At 74.2% G+C, this 22666-nt stretch carries 17 protein-coding genes and 2 pseudogenes; 11 read left to right on the plus strand and 8 right to left on the minus strand.

The genetic code is table 11. From position 1 onward, the window contains the following. Positions 1-42: 42 nt before the first annotated feature. The gene (locus Dsi01nite_RS29740) at positions 43-2433 is read right to left on the minus strand and encodes an ATP-binding protein (RefSeq protein ID WP_203849606.1); all 2391 of its coding nucleotides are present in this window, start codon (positions 2431-2433) and stop codon (positions 43-45) included. A gap of 96 nt (positions 2434-2529) precedes the next feature. After that, entirely contained in the window at positions 2530-5160 is a 2631-nt protein-coding gene (locus Dsi01nite_RS29745) for a helix-turn-helix transcriptional regulator (RefSeq protein ID WP_203849607.1), read from the minus strand. Positions 5161-5315: 155 nt separating this feature from the next. Here Dsi01nite_RS29745 and Dsi01nite_RS29750 point away from each other — a divergent pair, with 155 nt between their 5' ends. The 4 genes and pseudogenes from Dsi01nite_RS29750 (at position 5316) to Dsi01nite_RS59280 (ending at position 10485) form a co-directional block, all read left to right on the plus strand. Further along, a complete protein-coding gene (locus tag Dsi01nite_RS29750) occupies positions 5316-6107 on the plus strand; it encodes a hypothetical protein (protein WP_203849608.1) in 792 nt (263 codons plus the stop codon). Positions 6108-9239: 3132 nt separating this feature from the next. After that, a pseudogene (locus Dsi01nite_RS57585) lies at positions 9240-10110 on the plus strand (DnaJ C-terminal domain-containing protein); the annotation flags it as partial. A gap of 30 nt (positions 10111-10140) precedes the next feature. Then, a pseudogene (locus Dsi01nite_RS59275) lies at positions 10141-10344 on the plus strand (DnaJ C-terminal domain-containing protein); the annotation flags it as partial. After that, a complete protein-coding gene (locus Dsi01nite_RS59280; RefSeq protein ID WP_505661194.1) occupies positions 10330-10485 on the plus strand; it encodes a hypothetical protein in 156 nt (51 codons plus the stop codon). The pseudogene Dsi01nite_RS59275 and the gene Dsi01nite_RS59280, both read left to right, overlap by 15 nt. Here the strand turns inward: Dsi01nite_RS59280 and Dsi01nite_RS29760 are convergent. The 3 genes from Dsi01nite_RS29760 to Dsi01nite_RS29770 all read right to left on the minus strand — a co-directional run bounded on the left by Dsi01nite_RS29760 (position 10441) and on the right by Dsi01nite_RS29770 (position 12793). Beyond that, positions 10441-11784 (minus strand): condensation domain-containing protein, encoded by a 1344-nt coding sequence (locus tag Dsi01nite_RS29760; protein WP_203849610.1) that lies wholly within the window; start codon positions 11782-11784, stop codon positions 10441-10443. The genes Dsi01nite_RS59280 and Dsi01nite_RS29760 overlap by 45 nt on opposite strands. Before the next feature lie 27 nt (positions 11785-11811). Further along, complete coding sequence (locus tag Dsi01nite_RS29765) at positions 11812-12144, minus strand: PadR family transcriptional regulator (protein WP_203849611.1); 333 nt, start codon at positions 12142-12144, stop codon at positions 11812-11814. 94 nt (positions 12145-12238) lie between these two features. Further along, positions 12239-12793, minus strand: coding sequence for a hypothetical protein (locus tag Dsi01nite_RS29770; protein ID WP_203849612.1), 555 nt, complete (start codon positions 12791-12793; stop codon positions 12239-12241). A gap of 52 nt (positions 12794-12845) precedes the next feature. Between Dsi01nite_RS29770 and Dsi01nite_RS29775 the strand changes: the two genes are divergently transcribed. Further along, on the plus strand, positions 12846-13895 hold the full coding sequence (locus tag Dsi01nite_RS29775) for a serine hydrolase domain-containing protein (protein WP_203849613.1): 1050 nt from the start codon (positions 12846-12848) through the stop codon (positions 13893-13895). Here Dsi01nite_RS29775 and Dsi01nite_RS29780 read toward each other — a convergent pair. Beyond that, positions 13843-14481, minus strand: coding sequence for a DUF6518 family protein (locus Dsi01nite_RS29780; protein WP_203849614.1), 639 nt, complete (start codon positions 14479-14481; stop codon positions 13843-13845). The genes Dsi01nite_RS29775 and Dsi01nite_RS29780 overlap by 53 nt on opposite strands. A gap of 84 nt (positions 14482-14565) precedes the next feature. Between Dsi01nite_RS29780 and Dsi01nite_RS29785 the strand changes: the two genes are divergently transcribed. From Dsi01nite_RS29785 to Dsi01nite_RS29810, 6 genes are all read left to right on the plus strand, one after another. Beyond that, positions 14566-15075, plus strand: a complete 510-nt coding sequence (locus Dsi01nite_RS29785) for a SigE family RNA polymerase sigma factor (RefSeq protein WP_203849615.1) — start codon at positions 14566-14568, stop codon at positions 15073-15075. After that, positions 15072-16508, plus strand: a complete 1437-nt coding sequence (locus tag Dsi01nite_RS29790; RefSeq protein WP_203849616.1) for a hypothetical protein — start codon at positions 15072-15074, stop codon at positions 16506-16508. Before Dsi01nite_RS29785 ends, Dsi01nite_RS29790 begins: the two co-directional genes overlap by 4 nt. A 39-nt stretch (positions 16509-16547) precedes the next feature. Next, the gene (locus tag Dsi01nite_RS29795; RefSeq protein ID WP_203849617.1) at positions 16548-17351 is read left to right on the plus strand and encodes an SDR family oxidoreductase; all 804 of its coding nucleotides are present in this window, start codon (positions 16548-16550) and stop codon (positions 17349-17351) included. 128 nt (positions 17352-17479) lie between these two features. Further along, positions 17480-17917, plus strand: coding sequence for a DUF6069 family protein (locus tag Dsi01nite_RS29800; protein WP_203849618.1), 438 nt, complete (start codon positions 17480-17482; stop codon positions 17915-17917). Positions 17918-17941: 24 nt separating this feature from the next. Continuing rightward, the gene (locus tag Dsi01nite_RS29805) at positions 17942-18295 is read left to right on the plus strand and encodes a YciI family protein (RefSeq protein WP_203849619.1); all 354 of its coding nucleotides are present in this window, start codon (positions 17942-17944) and stop codon (positions 18293-18295) included. Between the two features lie 3 nt (positions 18296-18298). Then, positions 18299-19477: an RNA polymerase sigma factor gene (locus Dsi01nite_RS29810; protein ID WP_203849620.1), complete on the plus strand. Its 1179-nt coding sequence runs from the start codon at positions 18299-18301 to the stop codon at positions 19475-19477. Between the two features lie 7 nt (positions 19478-19484). On the opposite strand, the gene Dsi01nite_RS29815 is transcribed toward Dsi01nite_RS29810, so the two are convergent. Together Dsi01nite_RS29815 and Dsi01nite_RS29820 are read right to left on the minus strand one after the other, a co-directional pair. After that, entirely contained in the window at positions 19485-20321 is an 837-nt protein-coding gene (locus Dsi01nite_RS29815; RefSeq protein ID WP_203849621.1) for an alpha/beta fold hydrolase, read from the minus strand. 39 nt (positions 20322-20360) lie between these two features. Continuing rightward, a complete protein-coding gene (locus Dsi01nite_RS29820) occupies positions 20361-22643 on the minus strand; it encodes a putative bifunctional diguanylate cyclase/phosphodiesterase (protein ID WP_239136278.1) in 2283 nt (760 codons plus the stop codon). Between the last annotated feature and the right edge of the window lie 23 nt (positions 22644-22666).

Here is a 22666-nt window from a genome sequence, read left to right on the forward strand (position 1 = left end):
TGACTGGCGGGTGTCGGCGTTGGGAGGCCGGCACCCGCCCTTTCACGTCCCGCCCTCGGCGGCGTACGCCATCGCCTCGGTCAGGCTCATCCTCGCGCCCTGCGCCCAGGCCCGGGTCATCGCCTCGTGGTCGAGGTCGCGGTGCACGACGGCGAGGTCGCGGTCGTGGATGGCCCGCTCCACCGGGTTCATGAGCACGGTGCTGGACTCGGCGAGCAGCGCGAGGGCGCCGAACAACCGGGCCGCCCGCGCCGCCTGCCGTTGCACCACGGCGAGGCTGGCCAGGCCGGCCAGGGATCGCACGATGCCGGCCCGGTCCGCGCCGGCCTGGTTGAGCTCCAGGCTGCGGCGGAAGCAGTCGCGGGCCCGGGCGGTGTCGCCGGCGGCGAGCGCGGCGTGGCCGAGGTGCTCGAAGGAGGTCGCGATCCCCCACGTGTTGGCGAGTTCGTCGAACAGGCCGAGGGCCTCGCCGAAGCGCTCCGCGGCCCGGACGTGCCCGCCCTGGGCCAGGTCGGCGAGGCCCAGGTGGGACAGGGTGATGGCGCAGCCCCAGGCGTGCCCGAGCCGCCGGAACAGGGCGCGGCTCGCGTCGAACAGCGCCTCGGCGCCGGCCGGGTCGGGCAGGCCGAGGCGGCTCTGGCCGAGGTGGTCCAGGGTCCAAGCGATGCCCTCGGTGTCGTCGAGGCCGCGGAACAGCAGCAGGCTCTCCTCGAACAGCGCGAGGGCTTCGGCGCTGCGGCCGGATGCCTGCAGCATCGCGCCGACGCCGTGCAGCGCCTCGGCGATGCCGCGCGGGTCGCCGAGCCTGCGGAACAGCGCCAGGCTCTCGTCGAAGCACGCCTTCGCCCACAGGTGGTCGTTGCGATCCACGGCGATCCAGCCGGCGCCGTTGAGCACGTTGGCGCGCACGGCCGGGTCGTGCTCGCCGGACAGGTGCATGACGAGGGTAACCCAGCGGCTGGCCTCCGTGTGGTGCGAGCGGATGTGCCAGAACTTCCACAGCGCGGCGACCAGGCGCAGCCCGGCGTCGGCGTCGTCGCGCTGGATGTGCCACTCGAGGGCGCCACGCAGGTTGTTGTGCTCGATGCCGAGCCGGTCCAGGTCGGTCTCCTGCTCGGCGAGGGCCAGGTAGTAGCGGGCGTGCCGGGCCCGGACCTGGTCCCGTTCGCCGGATGCGGCGAGCCGCTCCAGGGCGTATTCGCGGATCATCTCGAGGAAGTCGGCGTAGCGTTCGCCGTCGGCGCGGACCTCCTGCCGGAGCAGGTTCTTGTCCACGAGTCCGGTGACGCCGTCGAGGACCGCGGCCGCGTCGAGGTCCAGCACCGCCTCCGCGGCCGGCAGGCAGAACCCGCCGGTGAACACGGCGAGCCGGGCGAACAGCAGCTGCTCCGCGGGCTCGAGCAGGTTGTAGCTCCAGTCGATGGTGCGGCGCAGCGTCTGCTGGCGCTCGGGCAGGTCCCGCGGTCCGTCGGTGAGCAGCGCCAGGCGGTGGTTGAGCCGGGCCAGGATCGCGGCCGTGGACAGCAGCGCGACCCGGGCGGCGACGAGCTCGATCGCCAGGGGGAGGCCGTCGACGCCGCCGCAGATCGCGGCGACGTCGCCGGCGTTGGCGTCGGTCAGCGCGAACGCCGGGTCGACCGCGCCGGCGCGTTCGACGAACAGTTCGACGGCGGCGGACCGCGCGACGGCGGCGGCGGTCGCGGCGGTGCGGGCGCTGGGCAGGGCGAGCGGCGGGACCGGGATGAGCCGCTCACCGCGGATGTGCAGCGGCGCCCGGCTGGTGGCGAGGATCCGCAGCTCGGGGCAGGCGGTGAGCAGCTCCGCGAACAGCCGGGCCGCGCCGAGCAGGTGCTCGCAGTCGTCGAGCAGCAGCAGGAGCCGGCGGTCGCGGAGGTGGTCGACGAGCACGTCGACGAGTGGAGTGCCGGCGACCTCCCGCACGCCGAGCGCCGTGGCGAGCGTGGGCACGACCAGGGCCTCGTCGCCGACGGGGGCGAACGCGACGAAGCAGACGCCGTCGGGGAACACCGCCCGCAGGTCGCCGGCCACCTCGACGCTGAGCCGGCTCTTGCCGATCCCGGGCGGACCGACCAGGGTGACGATGCGGATGCTGCGTTGCAGGACGGTGCCGCGGACCAGCTCGACCTCGGCGTCCCGGCCGATCAGCCGGGTCAGCGGCGCCGGCAGGTTCGACCGGGTGGCGGGCATGGCATGGCGGCCGAGCCCGACGAACGCGCCCTGCTGCTCCGGGTCGATGCGCAGGCAGTGGGCGAGGCGTTCGGCAAGCTCGCGGGAGGGGCGGCGCTCGTCGGTCTCGACCTTGCGGATCGTGACCACCGAGTAGCCGACCTGGTTGGCCAGGTCCCGCTGCGTCATGTCGAGTGCGCGCCGCCGGTGCTTGATGACCTGCCCGAACGTGGCGACGACGGCCACCTCCCCCGCACCACGTGGTGCGTAACACGTATGGAACCCCGTGGAAACGCTTCCAAGGTGCCCGGTGGGCCCTGCGGCGTCATGAGTGGACGGTGCTCAGTTTTCCGCGGTGGGCATACTCAGGGCGGCCGCGAGGCCCTCGCGGCCATGGACGCCGAGCTTGAGATATACACGGGCGAGGTGGTTCTCCACGGTACGGCCGGAGACGGTGAGCCGCTCGGCGATGTCCCGGTTGCTCAGCCCCCGGGCGGCGAGCAGCGCGACCTCGCGTTCCCGCCGGGTGAGCCGGTCCCCGGTGCCGGCCCGGGCCAGCAGCGGCGTGTGCAGCCCCGGGCACCGCGCGGCGAGCGCGGCGGCGGCCGCGGCGACGCGGGCCGGGTCGCGGGTCGCCCCGCCGGCCGCGACGGCGGCGGCAGCCATCGCGTCGGCGGCGTACACGGTGAATCCGAGGCGCAGGAACCGCTCCGCGGCCGCCTCCGGGTCCCCGCCTCCGACGAACGCCTGGATGGCCGCGCCCAGCGGCCATCCGTCCGGCACCGTCACCCCGGCCAGCACGGCGGCGGCCAGGTCGGGACGGCCGAGCCGGGCGAGGTCGTTGCAGATCACGACGACGGGCATGACGGCGCCGCGCCCGGCCCAGTGCCGGGCCCGCTCCGCGAGGGTCACGCACGCCCCGTGCGGGTCGCCGGTGTGCGCGGTGTGCCAGGCGACGGCCCGGTCGATCTCGTAGTGGTACATCCGGACCTGGCGCAGCTCGGGCCGGGTCGAGGCGAGTTCGGCGCGCAGCACCGCGGCCCGGGCGCTGTCGCCCTGGTGCACGGCGACGAGCAACCCGATCGCGAGCACCCAGCCGAGCCCGATCGGCGAGTTGACCTGCCGGAAGTAGGCGGCGGCCTCGACCGCGTGCCGGCGGGCCCGGTCCAGGTCACCGGCGGGCAGTTCGAGGGACGCGAGCCCGGCGGTGATCCAGGCGAGCCCGTGCGCGTCGCCGGTGGCGGCCGCGGCCCGCAACGCCGCGCCGCCGAAGTCGCGGGCCTCGGCGGGGTGGCCGGCGTCGGTGATGACCCGCACGCACAACCCGGCCAGGCCCGGCAGGACGCCGCTGTCGCGGTGCTCCCGGTCGGCCTCGGCGATCAGTTGGTACGCCCGGCGGGACAGCCGCATCGCCTCCGGGAACCGCCCCGCCATCATGAACGCCATGCCTCCGGCCGCGGCGGCCCGCAGCTCGTCGGGTCTGCCGTCCTCGACGAGCGGCTCCAGCAGCGCGAGGGCCTCGGTCGGCGCCCCGGACGCGGCCAGCAGCATGCCGCGCTGCGCGGCCAGCTCCGCCCGCCAGACCGGACCGTCGACGCCGGCCCCGGCGACCTCCAGGACCTCGAGGGCCTCGTCGAGGCGGCCGGCACCCCAGCCGAGGTAGAACGCGCGGGTCAGGGCGACCCCGGCCCGGCCCTCGTCGGAGTCGACGGTCGCGGCGAGCCGGTCGAGGGTCCGGTACCCGTCGGCGAACCGGCCGTCGTCGAACTGGGCCGCGCACACCAGCAGCCCCGCCTCGACGGCGCCGGTCGCCTGCCAGGCGTGCCGGGCGAGACGTTCCCGCAGCCCGGCGCCGGCCCGCAGCAGCGTCGCCCGGCGCGCCGCCTCCGTCATCCACGCCGGGTCGAACCCGCCACCGCCGGTGAGCCGCCACACCGCCCAGCGCAGCAGGTCGTCGGCGCGCCGGGCACCGGTCCGCTCGTACAGGTCGGCGAGGGTCCGGCTGTATCGCAACCGCGCGGACGCGGGCAGGGTGGCGCGCAGGATCTCCCCGTACAGCGGATGCGCCAGCCCCGCCGGTAACCGGTGCCCGTCGCGGCGGACCACGATCAGCCCGCGCCGCTCCAGGGACTCGACCGCCTCCGGGTCGCACAGCTCGTGCAGCCAGCTCAGGCCGAGCTGCCCGGCGAGGGCAAGCAGCTCCAGGGCCCGCCGCTCCGCCGGGGTGGTGCTGCGCAGCCGCGCGTCGAGCAGGTCCGTGAGCCGCTGCGACGCCGTCTGCGCCGGCCGCAGGTGCCACAGCCCGTCGACGACGGCGAGCGCGCCGGTCTCCAGCGCGTCGCCGAGCAGCTCCCGCACGTAGAGCGGGTTGCCGGCGGAGACCCGCTGGATGAACGCGACAGTGATGCTGGAGACCGGCCCGTCCAGCACCGCGGCGAGCAGCGCGCTGATCGCCGCCGGCCCGAGCGGTTCCAGGTCGACCCTGGTCAGCCGGCCGGTCCTGACGAAGTCCGGGGCGGGTTGCCCGGAGCGCAGGGTGGCGATGACGTCGAGCAGCCCACCGGCGACGATCTGGTGGACGACCAGCGCCGACAGCGGGTCGAGCAGGTCGATGTCGTCGACGAGCAGGACCGCTCGGACGTCGGGGTCCGACTCGGCGGTCAGGGCCCGCACCACGGCCGCCACCGCACCACCGGCGTCGTCGACGGCCCGCGTCCGCGACGAGCTCCAACGCGCGAAGGCACCCAGCGGCACGTCCCGGCCCGCCTCGGAGGCATGCACCCGCAGCACCCGGCCGCCGCCCCGCGCGGTGACGACCTCGTCGGCGAGGCGGCTCTTGCCGATCCCCGCCGGTCCGATGACGAGGGCCCCACCGGCCTCGACCGCACCGATCGCGCCTCTCACCGCGGCCCGCTCCACGTCGCGGGCCACGAACGGCCACCGCCGCTGCGGCTGGTGCGTCTCGACCGGCATGCTCCTCCGAACGTCCCAAGACGACTACACCACGCCGCCGCAACCATCGAGCCGTTTCTCCGCGTCGATCCGGCGCGGCCCGGCACTATCATGGCGGGGTCGGATTCCCGGGCGGGCGGAGGTTTGCGGTGCCTCGTATCGTCGGAGTCCACGGCGTGGGCAACTACGATCCGGACCTCACCGCCGACCAGGCCGCCGAGGACCTCGCGTGGATCTGGACCGACGCGCTGCGCCGGCAGTTGCCCGCCGACGCGGTCGACCTGCGGGTCGCCTACTACGCGCCGCACCTGCGCGGCGAGACCGGGCAGAGCCTGGCCTGGGACCTGCCGCTGCCGCCGGAGCTCGCCGCGGCGGTCCAGCGGTGGGCGGAGGCGCTCGGCGCGCCCGCCGAGGTCGCGCAGGGGTACCTGACCCAGCCGGCGCGACAGTTCGCGGAGTGGGTCGCCGCCCGGTTCGGCCTCGACGCGCGGCTGATGCGGTGGTTCGTCGCGACGTTCCTCACCGAGGTCGACGCCTACCTGCGCGACGAGGACGGCGCCGCCCGGCACGCCGCCCGCGACACCGTGATCCAGGCCGTCGCCACGCACCGCCCGCAGGTCGTCGTCGCGCACTCGCTCGGCTCGGTCGTGGCGTATGAGGCGCTGCACGCGCCCCGCGACTTCACGATCGACCTGTTCCTCACCGTCGGCTCGCCCCTGGCCATGCCCGACGTGGTCCTGCACCGGCTCGCGGCGCACACCGGCACCGTGCCGCGCCGGCCGCCGCGGGTCCGCCGGTGGGTGAACGTCGCCGACGTGGGCGACGTCGTCGCGGTGCCGTCGTCCCTGGCCGGGTCGTTCGCGGTGGACGCCGACCTGCGCGAGACCGTCGGCCTGTTCGACTTCCACCGGGTCGTGAAGTATCTCAACAGCGGCGTCGTGGCAGGGGCCATTGCCTCCGTCGGGTGACCTGCGGGCCTTGAGCATCGGCATCAGCCGGTTCGGCCGCAGGCGGGAACGGGGACAGGAGGCAGCCGCCGCCCGGTGGGACCCCCTGGACTTCGCCACCGACCGGGTCCAGGCGATGACAGCGGTCCTGGCCCGGTTCGGGTACCGGTGCGAAACGCCGCCGGACCTCGCGGCGCTCACCGCGGAACGCCTCGCCGACGGCATCTGGACCGCGGCGGCCAACCTCGGCCCCGACGGCGTCCTCGTCGTCCACCTGCTCACCCACGGACACGTGTCGGAGACCGGCGCCCTGTACGCGGTCGGCGCCGACGGCCAGCACCACTCCCTGAGCGACGTCGGGCACTGGCTGCGCAGGATCGTGGACACCCCGGGATCGCCCCGCACGCTGTTCCTGCTGGACCTGTGCCACGCCGGCGCCGCCACCCGGATGAGCTGGCAGATGTCCGTGGCCGGCGGCGACAGCCGGGCCTGGGTGATCGCGGCGTGCGCCCCGACCCGCGGCGCCTTCAGCGGCCGCTTCAGCGAGGCCGTCGTCAACGTGTTGCGGGCGTTCGCCGACAGCCGCATCGACATCGACCCGATGCTGCCCTTCATCCCGCTGGCCACGGTCGCCCGCGAGATCCGCCGCGAGGTGCAACGGCTGACCGACGAGCGCGGCGCATACGCGCAGGAGGTCACCGCCACCGTTGTCGACATCTCCGCCGAACCCACGGAGCTGCCGTTCTTCCGCAACCCGCGGCACTACACGGACCCGCGCGTCCAGGCCCGCCCGCGGGTCGACACGGCGCTCGCGCCGTTCCTCGACGACCTCGACGACACCCTGGATCCGGCGCACTTCGTGGAACGCGCCGCCGGCCACGAGGGCCGGCTCGACCTCGGCTGCTTCCAGGGCCGCCGCCGGGAGCTGCGGTTGCTGTCCGCCTGGTTCGACGGCCACGACGACGTGCGGACCCGCGTCATCACCGGCAGCCCCGGCGTCGGCAAGTCGGCGCTGCTCGGCGTGCTCGTGTGCGCGGCCCACCCGGTGCTGCGGCGCCCGACGCAGCCGATCTGGGAGCACGTCGACAAGTACCCCGCACCCAACCCGCGGCTCGTCGCCGTGCACGCCCGCCAACGGTCCCTGCCCGACCTGGTCCGCTCGCTCGCCCGGCAGCTGTCGCTGACCGTCGGCGACGATCACGCCACCGACGACCTGCTCGCCGGGATCGCCGGCAGCCCGGAGCCGCCCGTCGTCGTCCTCGACGCCCTGGACGAGGCCGTCGACCAGGTGCAGGTGATGTCGCGGCTGCTGCTGCCGCTGGCCCGGCTCGATCGGCCGGACGGCCGCCCGGCGTGCCGGCTGCTGGTGGCGACCCGGCGGTGGGAGCGGTTCGGGCCGCTGCTCGCGCTCGCCTCCCCCGGGCTCGTCGACCTCGACGACGTGCCGACGGAGACCGTCCGCTACGACGTGGAGAGCTACGTCAGCGACCTGCTGCGCCGGCACAAGCCGTACGACACGGTCGACTACAGCGGCGCCCGGCAGACGTTCGCCGCGGCGGTCGCGACCGCGCTCACGTCGCCCGACGAGCGGTCCCGGCGCAGGGAATGGGGCGAGTTCCTCGTCGCCGGCCTGTACGCCCATCACCTCGTGACCGGCTACGCGCCCATCCGGGAGGCGGTGGATGCGGCGGAGCTGGGCTGGCGGGTACCCATGACGCTGCCGGACCTGCTGGAGCTCGACCTGACCGTGCGCGCCGGGGTGCGGTGGCTGCGGCCCGTGCTCGCCGCGGTCGCGCACGCTCGGGGCGACGGCATGCCGGCCAGGACCATCGGACACGCCGCCAGGGCGTTCCTCGGGGTGTCGAACCCCGAGGAGGCGCCCCCCGAGGAGATCGCGGCGGCGCTGCGCACCGCCCGCTTCTACCTGCGGCGGGTCACCGATGTGGACGGCACGACGCTGTACCGGCTGTTCCATCAGAGCCTCGCGGATCATCTGCGGTCGCATCCGGTGCAGCGGACCGAGACCGGGGCCGCCGATCCGCAGCTGCTGCTGGCCGCGCTGCTCGCGCCGTTGAGCGGGACCGACGGGCACCGGTGGGACATCGCGGAGCCGTACCTGTTGCGGCACGCGGTCCAGCACGCGGTGGACGCCGGTCAGGACACGTTGCTGCTCGACGAGGTCGAGTTCCTGGTCCACGCCGACCCCGCGGCCGTGGCGCCGCTGCTGGCCGGGCATCCGTGGTTGACCGCCGACGACCTGCTCGAGGCCGCGGCCGCCGGGCCGACGCCGTTGCAGCGGCGGCAGCTGCTGGCGCTGTGCGCGGTGCGCCACGGCGCCCACGACGCCGCCTGGCGTCTGGCGAACCCGCCCGGGCAGGCGCCCGCGCCGTGGCAGCCGGTCTGGTCGTTCGGCAGTGCCGCCACGGCGCTGGCGTGCGCGGAAGGGGCGGACGTGATCGCCGTGGGCGACCGGGCGGGCAACGTGCACCTGCTCGACCGCGACCGGGGCACACCGCTCGCGCCGGTCCACCTCGAGGCATCCCCGGTCGTCGCGCTGGCGTTCGGATACCACACCGGCCGGCTGGTCCTCCTCGCCTGCGCCGGCAGCTCGATGTGGCTGCTCGACGGCACGACGGGCGCCGTGCTGCACACCACTGTCACCGGCCCCTTCCCGTTCGGGAGCGTAAGCCTCACCTCGGTTGCCGGGCGCCTGTTCGCGGTCCTTGCCGGCCCTCTGGGCATTGTCGAACTCCTCGACGTCTTCTCCGGCGAGGACTCACTGCTGCGCACCGACCTGCCGCTCTTCCCGGCGGTGGCGCCCCTCGGCGATCGGTTCGAGCAGGTGTCCCTCGGCGGCGACGACAACCCGCTGTGCTTCACCGTCGGCGACCGGCTGCTGGCCGCGACCGCCGAGGACAGCGCCGTGGTCGTCTGGGACGTCGAGGAGCAGCGGCGGATCGACGTCGTGCCGGTGACCGGGCGGGTCGGCGCGCTCGCCGTCACCGACTGGGGCGACATCGCCGTGCTGGCAGCGGGGCAGGTCCTCCTGCTGGCCCACCGCAGTCAGGACGACGAGCCCGATCCCGTCGCCGAGCCCGTGGTGCCGCCGGAGCCGCCGGTGCCGCCGGAGGAGCCAGCCGTCGGCCGGGCCAGGGTGCCCGACCCACCGCCAGCCGAGGAACCGGCGCCCGACGAGGATCAGCCCAGGTCCGCGGCGCCGCACGACGGGTTCCAGGACATCATGGACGAGTTCTTCGGTGCCGCCGCCAGCCGCGGGCCGCGCCCGCGGACCCGGCCGGGCGCCGACGCGATCCTCCGCCTCGATCTCGACCTGCAGGAGACCGCGTTCGGCGTCGAGGCACCGATCACAGTCGACACCGCGGTCGTATGCGCCACCTGCACCGGCAACGGCACCGCACCCGGCACCCACCCGGTGACCTGCGACGTCTGTGACGGCCGAGGCGAGATCCAATCGGTGCAACGCACGTTCCTCGGCCAGGTCAACAACTCCCGGCCGTGCTCGGCGTGCCAGGGTTTCGGCATCGTCATCCCGCATCCGTGCAAGCTGTGTGCCGGGGACGGCCGGCTCCGCACCCGCCGCTCGCTGACCGTGAAGATCCCGGCCGGGGTCGAGGACGGCATGCGCGTCCGGCTCGCCCGGCAGGGCGAGGTCGGTCCCGGCGGCGGTCCTGCCGGCGACCTGTACGTCGAGATCCACGAGCGCCCGCACGACGTGTACTCCCGCAAGGGCGACGATCTGCACTGCCGGATCACCGTCCCGATGACGGTGGCGGCCCTCGGCACCCGGTTCACGATCAAGACCCTCGACGGCGAGGAAACCGTCGATGTCGAGCGCGGTACCCAGCCGGGATCAACGTTGCGCATCGCCGGCAAGGGCGTGCCGCACCTGCGCGAGCGCGGCCGGGGTGACCTGTTCGTCCACCTCGACATCCGGACACCGGCCAATCTCAGCACCGCCGAGCGCCGGACGCTCACGCAGTTCGTGGGCGTCCGGGCGGAGCAGGCCACCATCGTGCCGTCCTCCTACAGCGAGCACGAACAGGACGTCCACCTGCAGGCGGCGGTGCCGATGGCCCTGGCCGCGCTCGGCACGAGCGTCGAGGTGCGGACGCCGACCAAGGGCGACGTGCAGGTCAGCATCTCCGCGGGCACGCAGCCGAACGCCAAGACCCGCCTCCGCGGCCACGGCAGCCTCGGCGCCACCGGAAAGGCCGGTGACGTCATGGTCCAGTTCGACGTGCAGGTGCCCACCGACCTGAGCCTCGAGGCGGAGCGGGTGCTGCGGCGGTTCGCGGAGCTGCGCAACGAGACCACCGTGCCAGGGTCGGAGCCATCAGGCTTCTTCAGTCGCGTCCGGGACGCGTTCAACGGCAGGTGAGGACAGGGCCGCGCCGACCGCGACCTGTTGCATCGCCAGGACACACGCCTCGGCGACGGCCGGGGCCAGGTGGTGGGTGTCGAAGACGATGCGGACCTGGACCGCGTCCACGGCGTCCTCCACGTTGACCATCAGCGGCTCGTGCGGGCTGTCGCGGGCCACCGGCCAGTCGAGCCGGGTCCGCGCCAGGGCCTCCATCATCAGCTCCGGGGTGGCCCCGTCGCCCAGGTCGAGGCGGTCGCCGGTGCGGCGGTCGTTGAACAGCACCGACAGGTCGATCGGTTCACCGCGTTCGCGTTCGACGTCCGCGACGACCTCGGCCAGGCGCAGCGGGTCGAAGCTGGCGTACTTGTACGTCGACATGACCGCCCGGCGCACCCGGTCCAGGACCTCCGGGAACGGTGCGCCGGCAACGTCGACGACGCACAGACCGGCCTGGTTCACGGGGCTGACCACGTCGGCGAGGCCCGGCCAGAACCGGTTGCCGACGATCGGCCGGATCACCACCGGCTCGACGCCGAACACCCGGGCGGCGGCCACCGCGAACACCGCGAGCAGCGCCGCCGCCGGGTCGACGCCGTGGCGCTCCACGATGATCCGCAGCGCCAGGTGCATCGCCGGGGAGTGCAGGAGGCCTTCGCGGTAGCGCGGTTCGCACGGGTCGGTGGAGGCCGGCACGGTACGGGCGGGCACGGTGCGCAGCTGCCGCCGCCAGTAGCGCAGCGCAGCCTCGTTCTGGCGTTGCCCCGCGGGGGAACGCTGGCGGCGCGCCTGTTCCAGTGGTTGCAGGCCGGCGACGGGCGCGGACTCGCGGCGGGTGACCTCGTCCATCATGATGGCGCCGCCGAGGGCGTCGGTGACCAGGTGCGTGGCGACGGTGACCTGATGCGTCAGCTCGCCGTGCCGCCGCACCACGCCGACCCTGACGGGCCAGTCCTTGACGTGGTCGAGGTCGCCCGAGCGGTACCAGTCGAACAGGGCGGACGCGAAGGTCTCGGCGTCGTCGGGCGCGTCGTAGACCTCGATCGTGAACTCGCCGCCGGCCGACACCTCCTGGCGGACCCGCCCGTCGGCATCGAACCGCAGTCTCGTGCGCATGCTCTGGTACCGGCCGAGCGTGTACCGCAGGTCGTCCACGATGTCGTCGAGGGTGGTGCCGGGCTTGAGCCGGCTCGGGCCGCCGATCGGGATCCAGCTGCGCTGGCGCACCATGGCGAGCCAGATCTCCTGCTGGCCCCACGCCAGGTCGTCGACCCCGGACCCGTCACCGGCGAACTCGAACCGCACCTGGTCGGACATGACAAACATGGCAGCTCTCCGCGGGCTTCAGTCGGTGCGCCGCGCCAGCCGCAGCCGGCGGTCGGCCGCGGCGGCGTTGCGGTGCAGGCGGTCGGTCTCGGCGCTGAGCAGGTCGAAACCCGGTGTGGTGAGCCGGTAGTAGCGCCGCAGCCGGGACGCGACGACCTCTTCCCGGTCCAGCTCGATCAGGCCGTCGCCGCGCAGCCGGTCGAGGATGCCGTACAGCGTGCCGGCCCGCAGGCGAACCCGGTCCTCCGAGATGCGCCGCACGTCCTCCAGCACGCTGTAGCCGTGCTGCGGCTCGGCCGCGAGCGCGGCCAAGATGAGGAACGTGGACTCACGCAGCGGCAAACCGCCCACACCCTTCGCACAACGGCAGTGACAGCGCGACGCTAACACCGCCGGCGCGGCGTGGACGGTTCGGCGGGTGATACAAAAACCGATACACCGCCGATCAGCCGATCAGCCGCTCCGCGGTGTCGAAGGCCGCCGTGCCGTCGGTGCAGTGCGCGGCGAGGAAATCGTGGACGTCACCGCCGCCGGTCTGGACCGGCCCGCACGCCGAGATCCCGCGCAGCCCGCTGTAGACGCAGACGACCCGACCGGCGCCCGCCGGCCCGCCCCGCGCGAGCATCGCGTCGCAGCGCTGCCACAGCTCGCCCAGCCGGTGCGCCGCCGCCGCGTTGTCCGTGTACACGCCGCCCCACCCGACCTGCATGATGACGGCGAGCCGGCCGTGCACGAGGTGGTAGTTGACGGCGTAGGAGTTGACGCCGTGGCCCGCGTGGCTCACCGCGACGTAGTCAGGGGTACCGCCGGCGAGGACGTCGGCCAGGAACCCGGGCTCGAACAGGTACATCTGGAACGGGTCGATGTCGCGCGTGGTCCAGCACCACGGCTGCGGCGCCCGCAGCGCCGGCCGCAGCGCGTCGGGCACCGGCGGGACCGGCAGCCCGCTCGACGCGAACGCCGCGGTGAGGTCTTCCCATGACGAGCCGTCCGTCTGCACCCGCCGATTGTGTCGCCGAGTGCCGGGCCGGGCAACGGAGGAGACTGGTTCCGTGACGTCACTCGGCGACCAGCTCACCGCTCTGGCCCGCGAAGCGCCGATGCCGGCGGTCGCGGTCGTGGTCTTCACCCCGGACGAGCGGCTCGCCGAGGTCGTGCACGGCGTCGCGGACCTCGGCACCGGCCGGCCCGCTCGGGTTGCCAGCTGGTGGGACCTGGCCAGCCTCACCAAGGTCCTCGTGACGGTCCCCGAGGTGCTCGACCTGGTGGCGCGGCAGCGGATCGGGCTCGACCAGCCGCTGCACGCCGCCTGGCCGGCCGCCCGGCACGCGCCGTTCGCCGCCGCGACCGTCGCCCAGCTGCTGAGCTACGACGCCGGCCTGCCCGCCACCGTCCCGTTCTTCACCGGCCTGGCGGGACGCGACGCGATCGTCGAGGCCGCCCTGCGCACGCGGCTGGACCGGCCCGTCGGCTCGGGTGCCGTGTACAGCGACGTGAGCTTCGTCGTGCTCGGCGCCATGGTCGAGGCGCTCACCGGGAGATCCCTGGCGGCCGCCGCGCTGGAGCGGAGCGGCCTGCGGTATCCGCCGCTGCCGGGCGCGGCCGTGGCGACCGAGCACTGCGCCTGGCGGGACCGGTTGATCACCGGCGAGGTGCACGACGAGAACGCCGCGGCGATGGGCGGGGTCGCCGGGCACGCGGGCGCGTTCGCGACGATCGGGCTGCTGGCCCGGACCGGGCAGGACTGGCTCGCGGAGCGGGTGACGACCGCGGAGCTGCACCGGGCGGTCCGCCGGCAGTGGTCGTCGAACGGCGACGGCGAGCGCTTCGGCCTCGGCTGGTGGCTGACGCCCACCCGGGCGCTGGGTGGGCCGTCCGCCGGTCCGGCGGGGTACGGCATGTCCGGGTTCGTCGGCAACCGGATCTGGCTGGAACCCGAGCGCGGCTACGGCGTGGCGGTGCTGAGCAACCGCATCCATCCCGTCCGCGCCGACCGGGAACCGTTCACCGCGTGGTGCGCCCGCCTGCTGGACCTCGTCGCCGCGGCGGTCAGAATCCGATCACCGGCACCGACTCCACCGCACCCCACGCCAGGCCGCTGACCGTGCACGCCACGACGGCCGCGACGGCGAACCTCGACCACGACCGCGGACCCCGCCGCCGGCCGAACATCCACGCGGTGACCGCGATCCCCGCGACGACCTGCAGGCACCCTTCGGCGAGCCGCTGCCGCCCGTGGTCACCGACGGCGAGCAGGCTGACGACGATGTCGACGCCGGCCCCGGCCAGCAGCCCGCAGGCCAGCCCGGCGGCGGCCGCCGCGACCGGCGCCCGGTCGGTGCGGATCACGTGCGCCAGCACACCGAGCACGGCACCGCCCACCACGGACAGCAGCATCCAGTACGCCGCCGCCGTCATCAGCCCGTCGCCGGCGCGGCCGGCGTTGAGCAGGTAGTAGCAGCCGGTCGCCGTGCACAGGACCACGATCGCGGCGGCCGCCGCGCCGGCCCGCGTCCGCGCCGGGAACGCCGCCACGAACGCCGCGCAGCCCCACGCGAAGCCGGTGCTGGCAAGGAACTGCAGCACCGTGCGCGCCGTGCCGTCGACCCGGTCGGCATACACGCAGGCCACCCCGAGCCCCAACCCCACCACGACCGGCACCAGCCATCCGAGACGCGACCTCACCATGACTGCCATCATCCAGATCGCTTTCAACCTCCGCACGGGGTGGCGCGTCAGTGCGGTGACAGGCCATGAGGGAGAGGCGATGGTGTGGAGATCGAGGGCTTCGCGCAATTCGTGGCGGTGCGCTACGCCGAGCTGGCGCGCACCGCCTACCTGCTGACGGGTTCGCCGCACGCCGCCGAGGACCTGGTGCAGTCGTGCCTGTTGAAGGTCATGGCGCGGTGGGACGAGGTCGACGATCCGATGGCGTACCTGCGGCGGGCGATGGTCAACCAGCGGATCAGCCTGTGGCGGCGTCTGCAGCGGGAGCTGCTCAGCGCCCGGCCACCGGACACGGTGGTGTCCGACCCGTCCGGTGGGCTGGCCGACCGGACGACCCTCGTGGCCGAGCTGGCCCGGCTGCCGAAGCAGATGCGGGCGGTGCTGGTCCTGCGCTACTTCGACGACCTGTCCGAGGCGGATACGGCCGCCGCGCTGGGGTGCTCGGTCGGCTCGGTGAAGAGCCAGGCGTCGCGGGGGCTGGCCCGGCTGCGGACGTTGCTGAGCGAGCCGGTGGAGGCCCTGGAGAACCCTGCGGTGCGAAGGAGTGGGCAGTGACTGAAGTGGAAGACCGGCTGCGGGCGGAGCTGATCCGCTCGGCGGACGTCATGCGGCCCGCGCAGGATCCGATGCGGCGTCTGCTCGCCCGCCGTCGCCGCCGCCTGCACTGGCGCTGGACGGGTGTCCTGGCCACCGTCGTGGCGCTGACATTGACGGGCGGGGCGCTCACGACCGCCGGCGGGCCCGCGCCGGACGTCCCCCCGACGCCGCCGCCGGTCGGTCCGGCACGGGAGACGATGAAGTTGCCGATCACCTCGCAATGGACCCGCGAGCTGCTGGCCGCGCCGACCCGCGGCAATCTCGCGGGCGACACCGCGCTGGTCGCCGACCTCACCCGGCAGCTGGCCGCCAATCGGCGGTTCTGGAACGTGGACCCGGCGCTGGACCGGGTGAAGGTGCTGCTGCTGGCCGATGTCGCCGGGGCGCGGATGTACGTGATGGCGTACTACAACGACACCCATGCCGTGTCCGTCAGTTCGGGCGGCCCGCCCGGAAGTTCGACGGCCGCCCTCGCGGGTGGCGAGTTCGGCGGCGGCGTCGAGGGTCTGCGCCCGTTCACGGCCTCCAGCGCGGGCGCCGAGCTCACCGGTAGGCCGCCGTACTCGTACGTGTGGGCGCTGGCACCGCCGGGCTGCCAGATCGCCACCTCCCGGGAGGCGCGGTTCGAGGAGGCGGGCACGGTCACCCGCACCTGGGTCGACCAGGGCGACCACGTCGTGCGCCCGGGCAAGGACCTCACCATGTGGTGGCGGTTCACCTGTGGCGGGGTCGTGCGCGACGTCGAACAGGGATCGTCGGACATCGCAACCCCGGCGACGCTCACGGGCCCGGCGGTGACCGAACGCGGCCAGGCCGACCCGGCGCTGGTGACCCAGGCACTGGCGGAGTGGCGGTCGCTGCCGGGACTGCCGGTCAGCCGGCACCGGGCGCTGTGGGGCGGGACCCCGCCGGGCACCACCGAGCCGACGGTGGTCGTCGTCGGTGAAGCGCCGGGCGGTGGCGTGCAGGTCTGCGCGCTCACCGGCACGGACGAGCACCCGGTGTTCGCCACGGTGGTGGCGAACAGCCCGCTCGACTACAGCGGCGGCAACCCGATACCGGCCGGCGGCCCCCGGGCAGGCGTCACCACCGCCGTCGCCGCGTCGGCCGATCTGGTGGTGGTGCGGCTGCCCGACCCGGCCGACCCGTTCGTCCTGTCGGACCGGCTGCTGGTGATCGCCCCGCCGGGCGCCACCAAGCTGCAGCTCACCGGCAGCGGCACGCCGACGGTACCCCTCGTCGACGGCGTGGCCGTGATCACCGCGAAGACACCGGCGGTCCTGACGGTGCGGGCGACCGACGCCGGCGGCGCGACCCTCGCACAGCTGAAGGTGTCCGAACCCGACGCCGACGGCCTGATCTTCGGCCAGGCCCTGCTGCGGCGCTGGTAGGTCGCCGGCGGTGGCCCCGGCGACCGGTATGGTGCAGCGATGAACCGCACCGCGCTGGTCACCGGGGCCTCGTCCGGTATCGGGAAGGCCACCGCCGCCGCGCTCGCCAGCCGGGGTTACCGGGTCATCGGCACCAGCCGTCGGCCCGATGCGCTCAAGCGGGAGCAGCGGCTGGACGGGGTCGAATACGAGCCGCTGGACCTCGGCGACGAGGCGTCGATCGAGGCCCTGGCCGCCGCTATCGGCCCGGTCGACGTGCTGGTCAACAACGCCGGGGAGAGCCAGTCGGGTCCGTTCGAGGAACTGCCCGGCGACGCGTTGCGCCGGCTGTTCCAGGTCAACGTCCTCGGGCCGGTCCACCTGAGCCAGCTGCTCCTGCCCGGGATGCGGGAGCGGCGGTACGGCAGAGTGGTGATGGTCGGGTCGATGCTCGCGTCGTTCCCGCTCGCCTACCGCTCGTCGTATGTCGCGTCGAAGGCCGCGTTGAAGGGGTTCAGCGACGGGGCCCGGCACGAGTACACACCGTTCAACGTGTGGCTCACGACGGTGGAGCCCGGGTCGATCAACACGGGGATCAGCGAGCGCCGGACGAAGTACGTGGCGGAGGGCTCGCCGCACCGGGCGGACTTCGAGCGGATGCTTGCCGCGCTCGACCGCAACGAGAGCAAGGGCGTGCCGGCCGAGCGGGTCGCCGAGACGATCGTCAAGGCGGTCGAGGCGCCCCGGCCGAAGGCGTTCTACGCGGTCGGCAGCAACGCGCCGGTCGTGTTCCCGCTGCGGCGGCTGCTGCCGTCGGGCCTGGTGGCGAAGACCGTCCACCGCCGCCACGACCTGCGCCGCTGAGCCGAGCGGACGGTCGGGCGGAAAACCTGGAAAAAGTTCCGGCCGGGTTGTCGATCGGGGCGGGGGTGCGTTCGTAGCCCAGGTGAGAGACCGGCGCAGGGCCGGTCCGCACCGCACCGGAGGCCGCAATGAGCACCACGACCCACACCGCCGCCCAGTCCCCCACCCAGCACACCGCCGCCGGCCGGCCGTCGCTGCGCTCGCTGCTGCTGGCCGGTGCCGCCGCCACGGCCGTGGCCAGCGTCGCGACCGCGACCGTCGCGGCCGCCGGGCACGCGGCCGGGATCAGCCTGGACGTGTCCGGCGCGCCCATCCCGGTGCCCGGGTTCGCCACGCTGACCGCGGTGTTCTCGCTGGTCGGGCTGGTGCTCGCCGCGGTGCTGCGGCGTTTCGCGGCCCGCCCGCGCCGGGTGTTCGTGCGCACTACGGTGGCGTTGACGGCGCTGTCGCTGGTGCCGGACGTCATCGCGGACGCCGCGCCCTCGACGAAGGCGCTGCTGATGCTGACGCACCTGGTCGCCGCCGCGATCGTCATCCCCGCGATCGCCCGCCGCCTGTCCGCCTGAAGCACCACCGACGAGGAGCCGACGATGAAGCAGTACATGTTGTCCGTGCACCACGACTACGACGTGCCGATGCCGACCGGGGATGACCTGCAGGCCTCGTTCGAGCAGGTCGACCGGGTCAACCAGGAGATGGTGAGCACCGGCGTCTGGGTCTTCGGCGGTGGCCTGCTGTCACCGGACACCGCGACCGTCGTGCTGGCCGGGACCGGGGACACGACGATGACCGACGGGCCGTTCACCGAGACCAAGGAGCAGCTCGGCGGGTTCTGGGTGATCCGCTGCGCCGACCTCGACGCGGCACTCAGCTGGGCGGAGCAGTGCTCGCAGGCGTGCCGGGGCCCGGTCGAGGTGCGGCCGTTCGAGGACGAGCCCGCCTGAGCCATGGACCTCGACGGCATCTACCGGGCGGAGTACGGACGCTGCGTGGCCACGCTCGCCCGCCTCCTCGGCGACATCAGCATCGCCGAGGAGGCCGTCCAGGACGCGTTCACCGTGGCCCTGGAGAAGTGGGACACGCCGCCGCCCAACCCGGGGGCGTGGATCGTGACCACGGCCCGGAACCGGGCCATCGACCGGCTGCGCCGCGAATCGACCCGCGAGGCCCGGCACGCCCAGGCGCTGCTGCTGTATCAACCCGACGAGCCCGAGGAGGTAGGACCCGTGCGCGACGACCAGCTCCGCCTGATCTTCACCTGCTGCCACCCGGCGCTCGCGCCGCTGGCGCAGACGGCGCTCACGTTGCGGCTCATGGGCGGGCTCGAGGTGCCCGAGATCGCGCGGGCCTATCTGGTGCCGGAGGCGACCGTCGCGCAGCGCATCGTGCGGGCGAAGAAGAAGATCCGCGACGCGGGCATCCCGTACCGCGTGCCGGGCGGTGCCGAACTGCCGGCCCGGCTGCCACCCGTGCTGACCGTGCTGTATCTGATCTTCAACGAGGGGTACGCGTCGACGTCCGGCGACCTCGTCCGCACCGACCTGTGCCTGGAGGCCGTCCGGCTGGCCCGGGCGCTCGCCGACCTGATGCCCGACGAGCCCGAGGTCCTCGGGCTCCTCGCCCTGCTGATCCTCATCGAGGCCCGGCGCCCGGCCCGGGTGAGCCCCACGGGTGAGCTCGTCACCCTCACCGAGCAGGACCGGTCGCTGTGGAACCAGGAGCTGATCGCCGAAGGCCACGCCCTGGTCCGCCGGTGCCTCAAGCGCAACCGGCCCGGACCGTACCAGATCCAGGCCGCCATCAATGCGGTGCACACCGACGGGCCGGCCACCGACTGGGTCCAGGTGCTCGCGCTCTACGACCAGCTCCTGGCCCGGTCGTCGACCCAGGTCGTGCTGCTCAACCGGGCCGTCGCCGTCGCCGAGGTGCACGGCCCGGCGCTGGCCCTCGCGTCGATCGAGGGCGTCGACCTGCCCGGGTACCACCTGCTGCCGGCGACGCGGGCGGACCTGCTGGCCCGGCTCGGCCGGACCGGCGAGGCCCGCGCCGCCTACGACGAGGCGATCACCCTGGCCGGCAACGACACCGAGCGGACGTTCCTGCAGGGCCGCCGCGCCGAGCTCTAGCGACGCTCTAGAGACGCAGCAGCGCGTCCACCACGACCGGCCACGCCACCCGCGGCACGCCCTGGCCGACGCCCGGCAGGGTGAGCAGCGTGGCGCCGGGGATCTCCGCGGCCAGCGCCACCGCATTGCCGTGCGGGAAGAACGGGTCCTCGTCGCCGTGCACCACCAGGGTCGGCGCGGTGATCGTGCCGAGCCGCTCCCGCCACCGCGGCCGGCAGTCGACGGCGGCGAACATGCTGCCGACGTGGCTGGCCCGCTGCGCCTGCGGGGTCCGGCCGGCCTGGTCGAACACCGCTCCGGCCGTGGCTCGGGCGTCGCGCTCGTCGAAGCCCCGTGACCCGGACAGCAGCCGCGCGCTGCCGGTCATGTACTCCACGACGCTGTCGCGGTCGGTCCAGTCCGGTGCGGGACGCCCGAACAGCTGCCCCATCACCTCGGGGTCGTGGTCGGGCAGGTCCGGATCGACGGGGCCGGGTGCGACCGGCCGGGTGGAGATCAGCGTCAGCGACGCGACCTGGTCGGGGTGGTCGAGCGCGAGGAGCTGGGCGATGAACCCGCCGACGCCCATCCCGACCACGTGGGCCCGGTCCAGCTTCAGCTTCGCGAGGAGCCGGGACGCGTCGGTCACCAGGTCGCGCAGGTCGTAGTCCGGCGCGTCGGGGTCGGCGTATGTCGACCTGCCCGCGTCGCGCAGGTCGTAGCGCACCACGTGGCGCCCGCGCAGCGCGGCGCAGAACTCGTCGGGCCAGCTCATCATGGTGATGCCGATGAGCAGTACCGCCGGATCCGCCGGATCTCCGAAGGTCTCCACGCACAACTCGACACCGTTGGTCTTGGTCTGCATATCAGTGCATACGAAGCGGGGGCGGGAAAGTCATCGGGGTCAGGCGACGAGTTCCCGCTGGGCGGCGAGGAGGCGGGTCATCCCGTCGGCCGGCATCGGGCGGGCCAGGTGGTATCCCTGGCCCACGGTATAGCCGAGCTCGATCAGCCGGTCGGCCTGCGCGCCGTTCTCGATGCCCTCGGCGACGGTGTCCAGGCCGAGCGCGAGGGCGAGCTGCATGACGGCCCGCGCCACCGCCTGCCGGGCGTCGGCCTCCGGCGAGCCCGGCGGGTCGAGTTCGACGCCGTCGACGAACGACTTGTCGAGCTTGACGATCGCGGCCGGAAACGCGCGCAGCAGGCTCAGCGACGACTCGCCGGTGCCGAAGTCGTCCAGGGCGAGGCGGACGCCGAGGCCGTGCAGCTGGAACAGGGCGCGGGAGACCTGCTGGCCACGCAGCACCGCCGACTCGGTCAGCTCCAGGACGAGCCGGTCGGCGGGCAGGCCGGAGTCGGCGAGGGCGGCCTGGACGTCGGCGACGAAGTCGGGGTCGTGCAGCTGCCGGACGGACACGTTGGGTCCGAACTTCTGCAGCGCGTCGGGGCCGAACTCGGCGAGCCACTCCGCCGCCTGCCGGCACGCCTCGCGCAGCACCCACCGGCCGATCGGCACGATCAGCCCGGTGCTCTCCGCCGCCGGGATGAACTCCGCCGGTGGGATCATCCCGCGGGTCGGGTGCTGCCAGCGGGCGAGCGCCTCGACGCCGACGATCCGGCCGGTCCGCAGCGCCACGATCGGCTGGTAGTGCACGGTGAACTCACCCGCGTCGAGGGCCCGTCGCAGCTCGCCGCCGAGCTGGGCGTGACCGGCCACCGGCTGGGCCATGCCGTCGTGGTAGCGCACCCAGTTGGCCTTGCCGCGCTGTTTGGCCGCGTACATGGCCACGTCGGCGTCGCGCAGCAGCTGGTCCAGCGGGGTGCCCGCGGGTGCGGTGGCGATGCCGACGCTGGCGTGCACCAGCAGCCGGTGCTGGCTGAGCGGGCCGGTGAACGCGTCCAGGGTCCGCTGCGCGATCGTCTCGCCGAGCGTGGTCGCCCCGGTCACCAGCACCGCGAACTCGTCGCCGCCGAGGCGCACCGGCAGGCCGTCGGCGCCGCCGGCGGTCCGCAGCACGTCGGCGACCGCGATCAGCAGGTGGTCACCGACGTCGTGGCCGAGCGAGTCGTTGATCGTCTTGAAGTCGTCGAGGTCGACCAGCAGCACCGTCGCGTCCCCGTGCTCCAGCTGCGCGCCGAGCCGCTGCCGGAACAGCGCGCGGTTGGCCAGGCCGGTCAGGCCGTCGTGGGTCGCCTCGTGCTGCAGCCGCTCCTGCGTGACCCGCTTGTCGGCGAGCAGCCGGGCGTTCTCCCGGAACGCGACGAACTGCCGGACCGTGACCAGGCCGGTCACCAGCACCGACGCGATGATGACGAGCTTGTCGGTCCAGGTGAGCACGCCGGGGATGACGGCGATGAGCGGCACGTCGACGGCCGCGACCGCGACGTACGGCAGCCAGGTGCCGGCCCGGCCACGGCGGGCGGCCGTGTGCGCCCACTGCCGCCGGACGGCGAGCACGGCGAGCACCGGCGCGAGCGGCATGACCACCGCCTGCGCCGGCACGGTGCCGGGGTCACCGCCGAGCACCAGCAGCAGCGCCACCCCGGCGCCGACGAACCCGGTCAGGCCGATCAGGCGCAGCGCCGACCGGTCGATCGGGCCGCCGCGGATGTAGGCGACCTTGGTGATGCCGCCGACCGCGAGGGCGAACGACAGGCCGAGCAGCACGATCGTCTGGGTGCTCCACCGTCCCGGGGCCGTCAGCATCGGGGCCAGGCCGAAGTGGAACAGCACCGTGCCGCAGCCGAGGAACGCGATCGAGCGGTCCAGCCACTGCCGCCAGCGTTCGGCGGCGCTGGTGATGCCGAGCGGGACCCGCACCATCGCCCACATGGCGACCAGGAACCCGGCGCCTGCCGGCACCGCCGCCGCGGTCGGCATCGCCGGCAGGATCGAGGTGTCCCGGAACGCGGCCGCGGCGAGGACGGCGTACCCGACGCTGACGCAACCGAGCGCCGCCAGCATCAACCGCCAGAAACCGCGGGCCGGGTCGGTCAGCGGGGCGCGGCGCAGCAGGTCCCGGACCGCGAGGGTGGCGACCGTGGCGCCGACCGGCAACACCAGGTACGACACGGCGGCCGGGCCGGCTCCGGTGGCCAGCCAGACGGCATACCACAGCGCGCCGACCGCCGCGAGGCCGACGACGGCCGCGACGTGACGCAACGGGGCTCGCTGGTCGGCGGTCACGGAGCGCCTCATCGGCCACGGCG

Origin of the sequence: Dactylosporangium siamense, assembly GCF_016862795.1 — a bacterium.
Lineage (GTDB): Bacteria > Actinomycetota > Actinomycetes > Mycobacteriales > Micromonosporaceae > Dactylosporangium > Dactylosporangium siamense.

Coding starts and splice junctions, on each gene's coding strand:
- Dsi01nite_RS29745 (WP_203849607.1), bottom strand. CDS start 5,160: ATGCCGGTCGAGACGCACCAGCCGCAGCGGCGGTGGCCGTTCGTGGCC.
- Dsi01nite_RS59280 (WP_505661194.1), top strand. CDS start 10,330: ATGGTCCAGTTCGACGTGCAGGTGCCCACCGACCTGAGCCTCGAGGCG.
- Dsi01nite_RS29760 (WP_203849610.1), bottom strand. CDS start 11,784: ATGTCCGACCAGGTGCGGTTCGAGTTCGCCGGTGACGGGTCCGGGGTC.
- Dsi01nite_RS29780 (WP_203849614.1), bottom strand. CDS start 14,481: ATGGTGAGGTCGCGTCTCGGATGGCTGGTGCCGGTCGTGGTGGGGTTG.
- Dsi01nite_RS29795 (WP_203849617.1), top strand. CDS start 16,548: ATGAACCGCACCGCGCTGGTCACCGGGGCCTCGTCCGGTATCGGGAAG.
- Dsi01nite_RS29800 (WP_203849618.1), top strand. CDS start 17,480: ATGAGCACCACGACCCACACCGCCGCCCAGTCCCCCACCCAGCACACC.
- Dsi01nite_RS29805 (WP_203849619.1), top strand. CDS start 17,942: ATGAAGCAGTACATGTTGTCCGTGCACCACGACTACGACGTGCCGATG.
- Dsi01nite_RS29810 (WP_203849620.1), top strand. CDS start 18,299: ATGGACCTCGACGGCATCTACCGGGCGGAGTACGGACGCTGCGTGGCC.
- Dsi01nite_RS29815 (WP_203849621.1), bottom strand. CDS start 20,321: ATGCAGACCAAGACCAACGGTGTCGAGTTGTGCGTGGAGACCTTCGGA.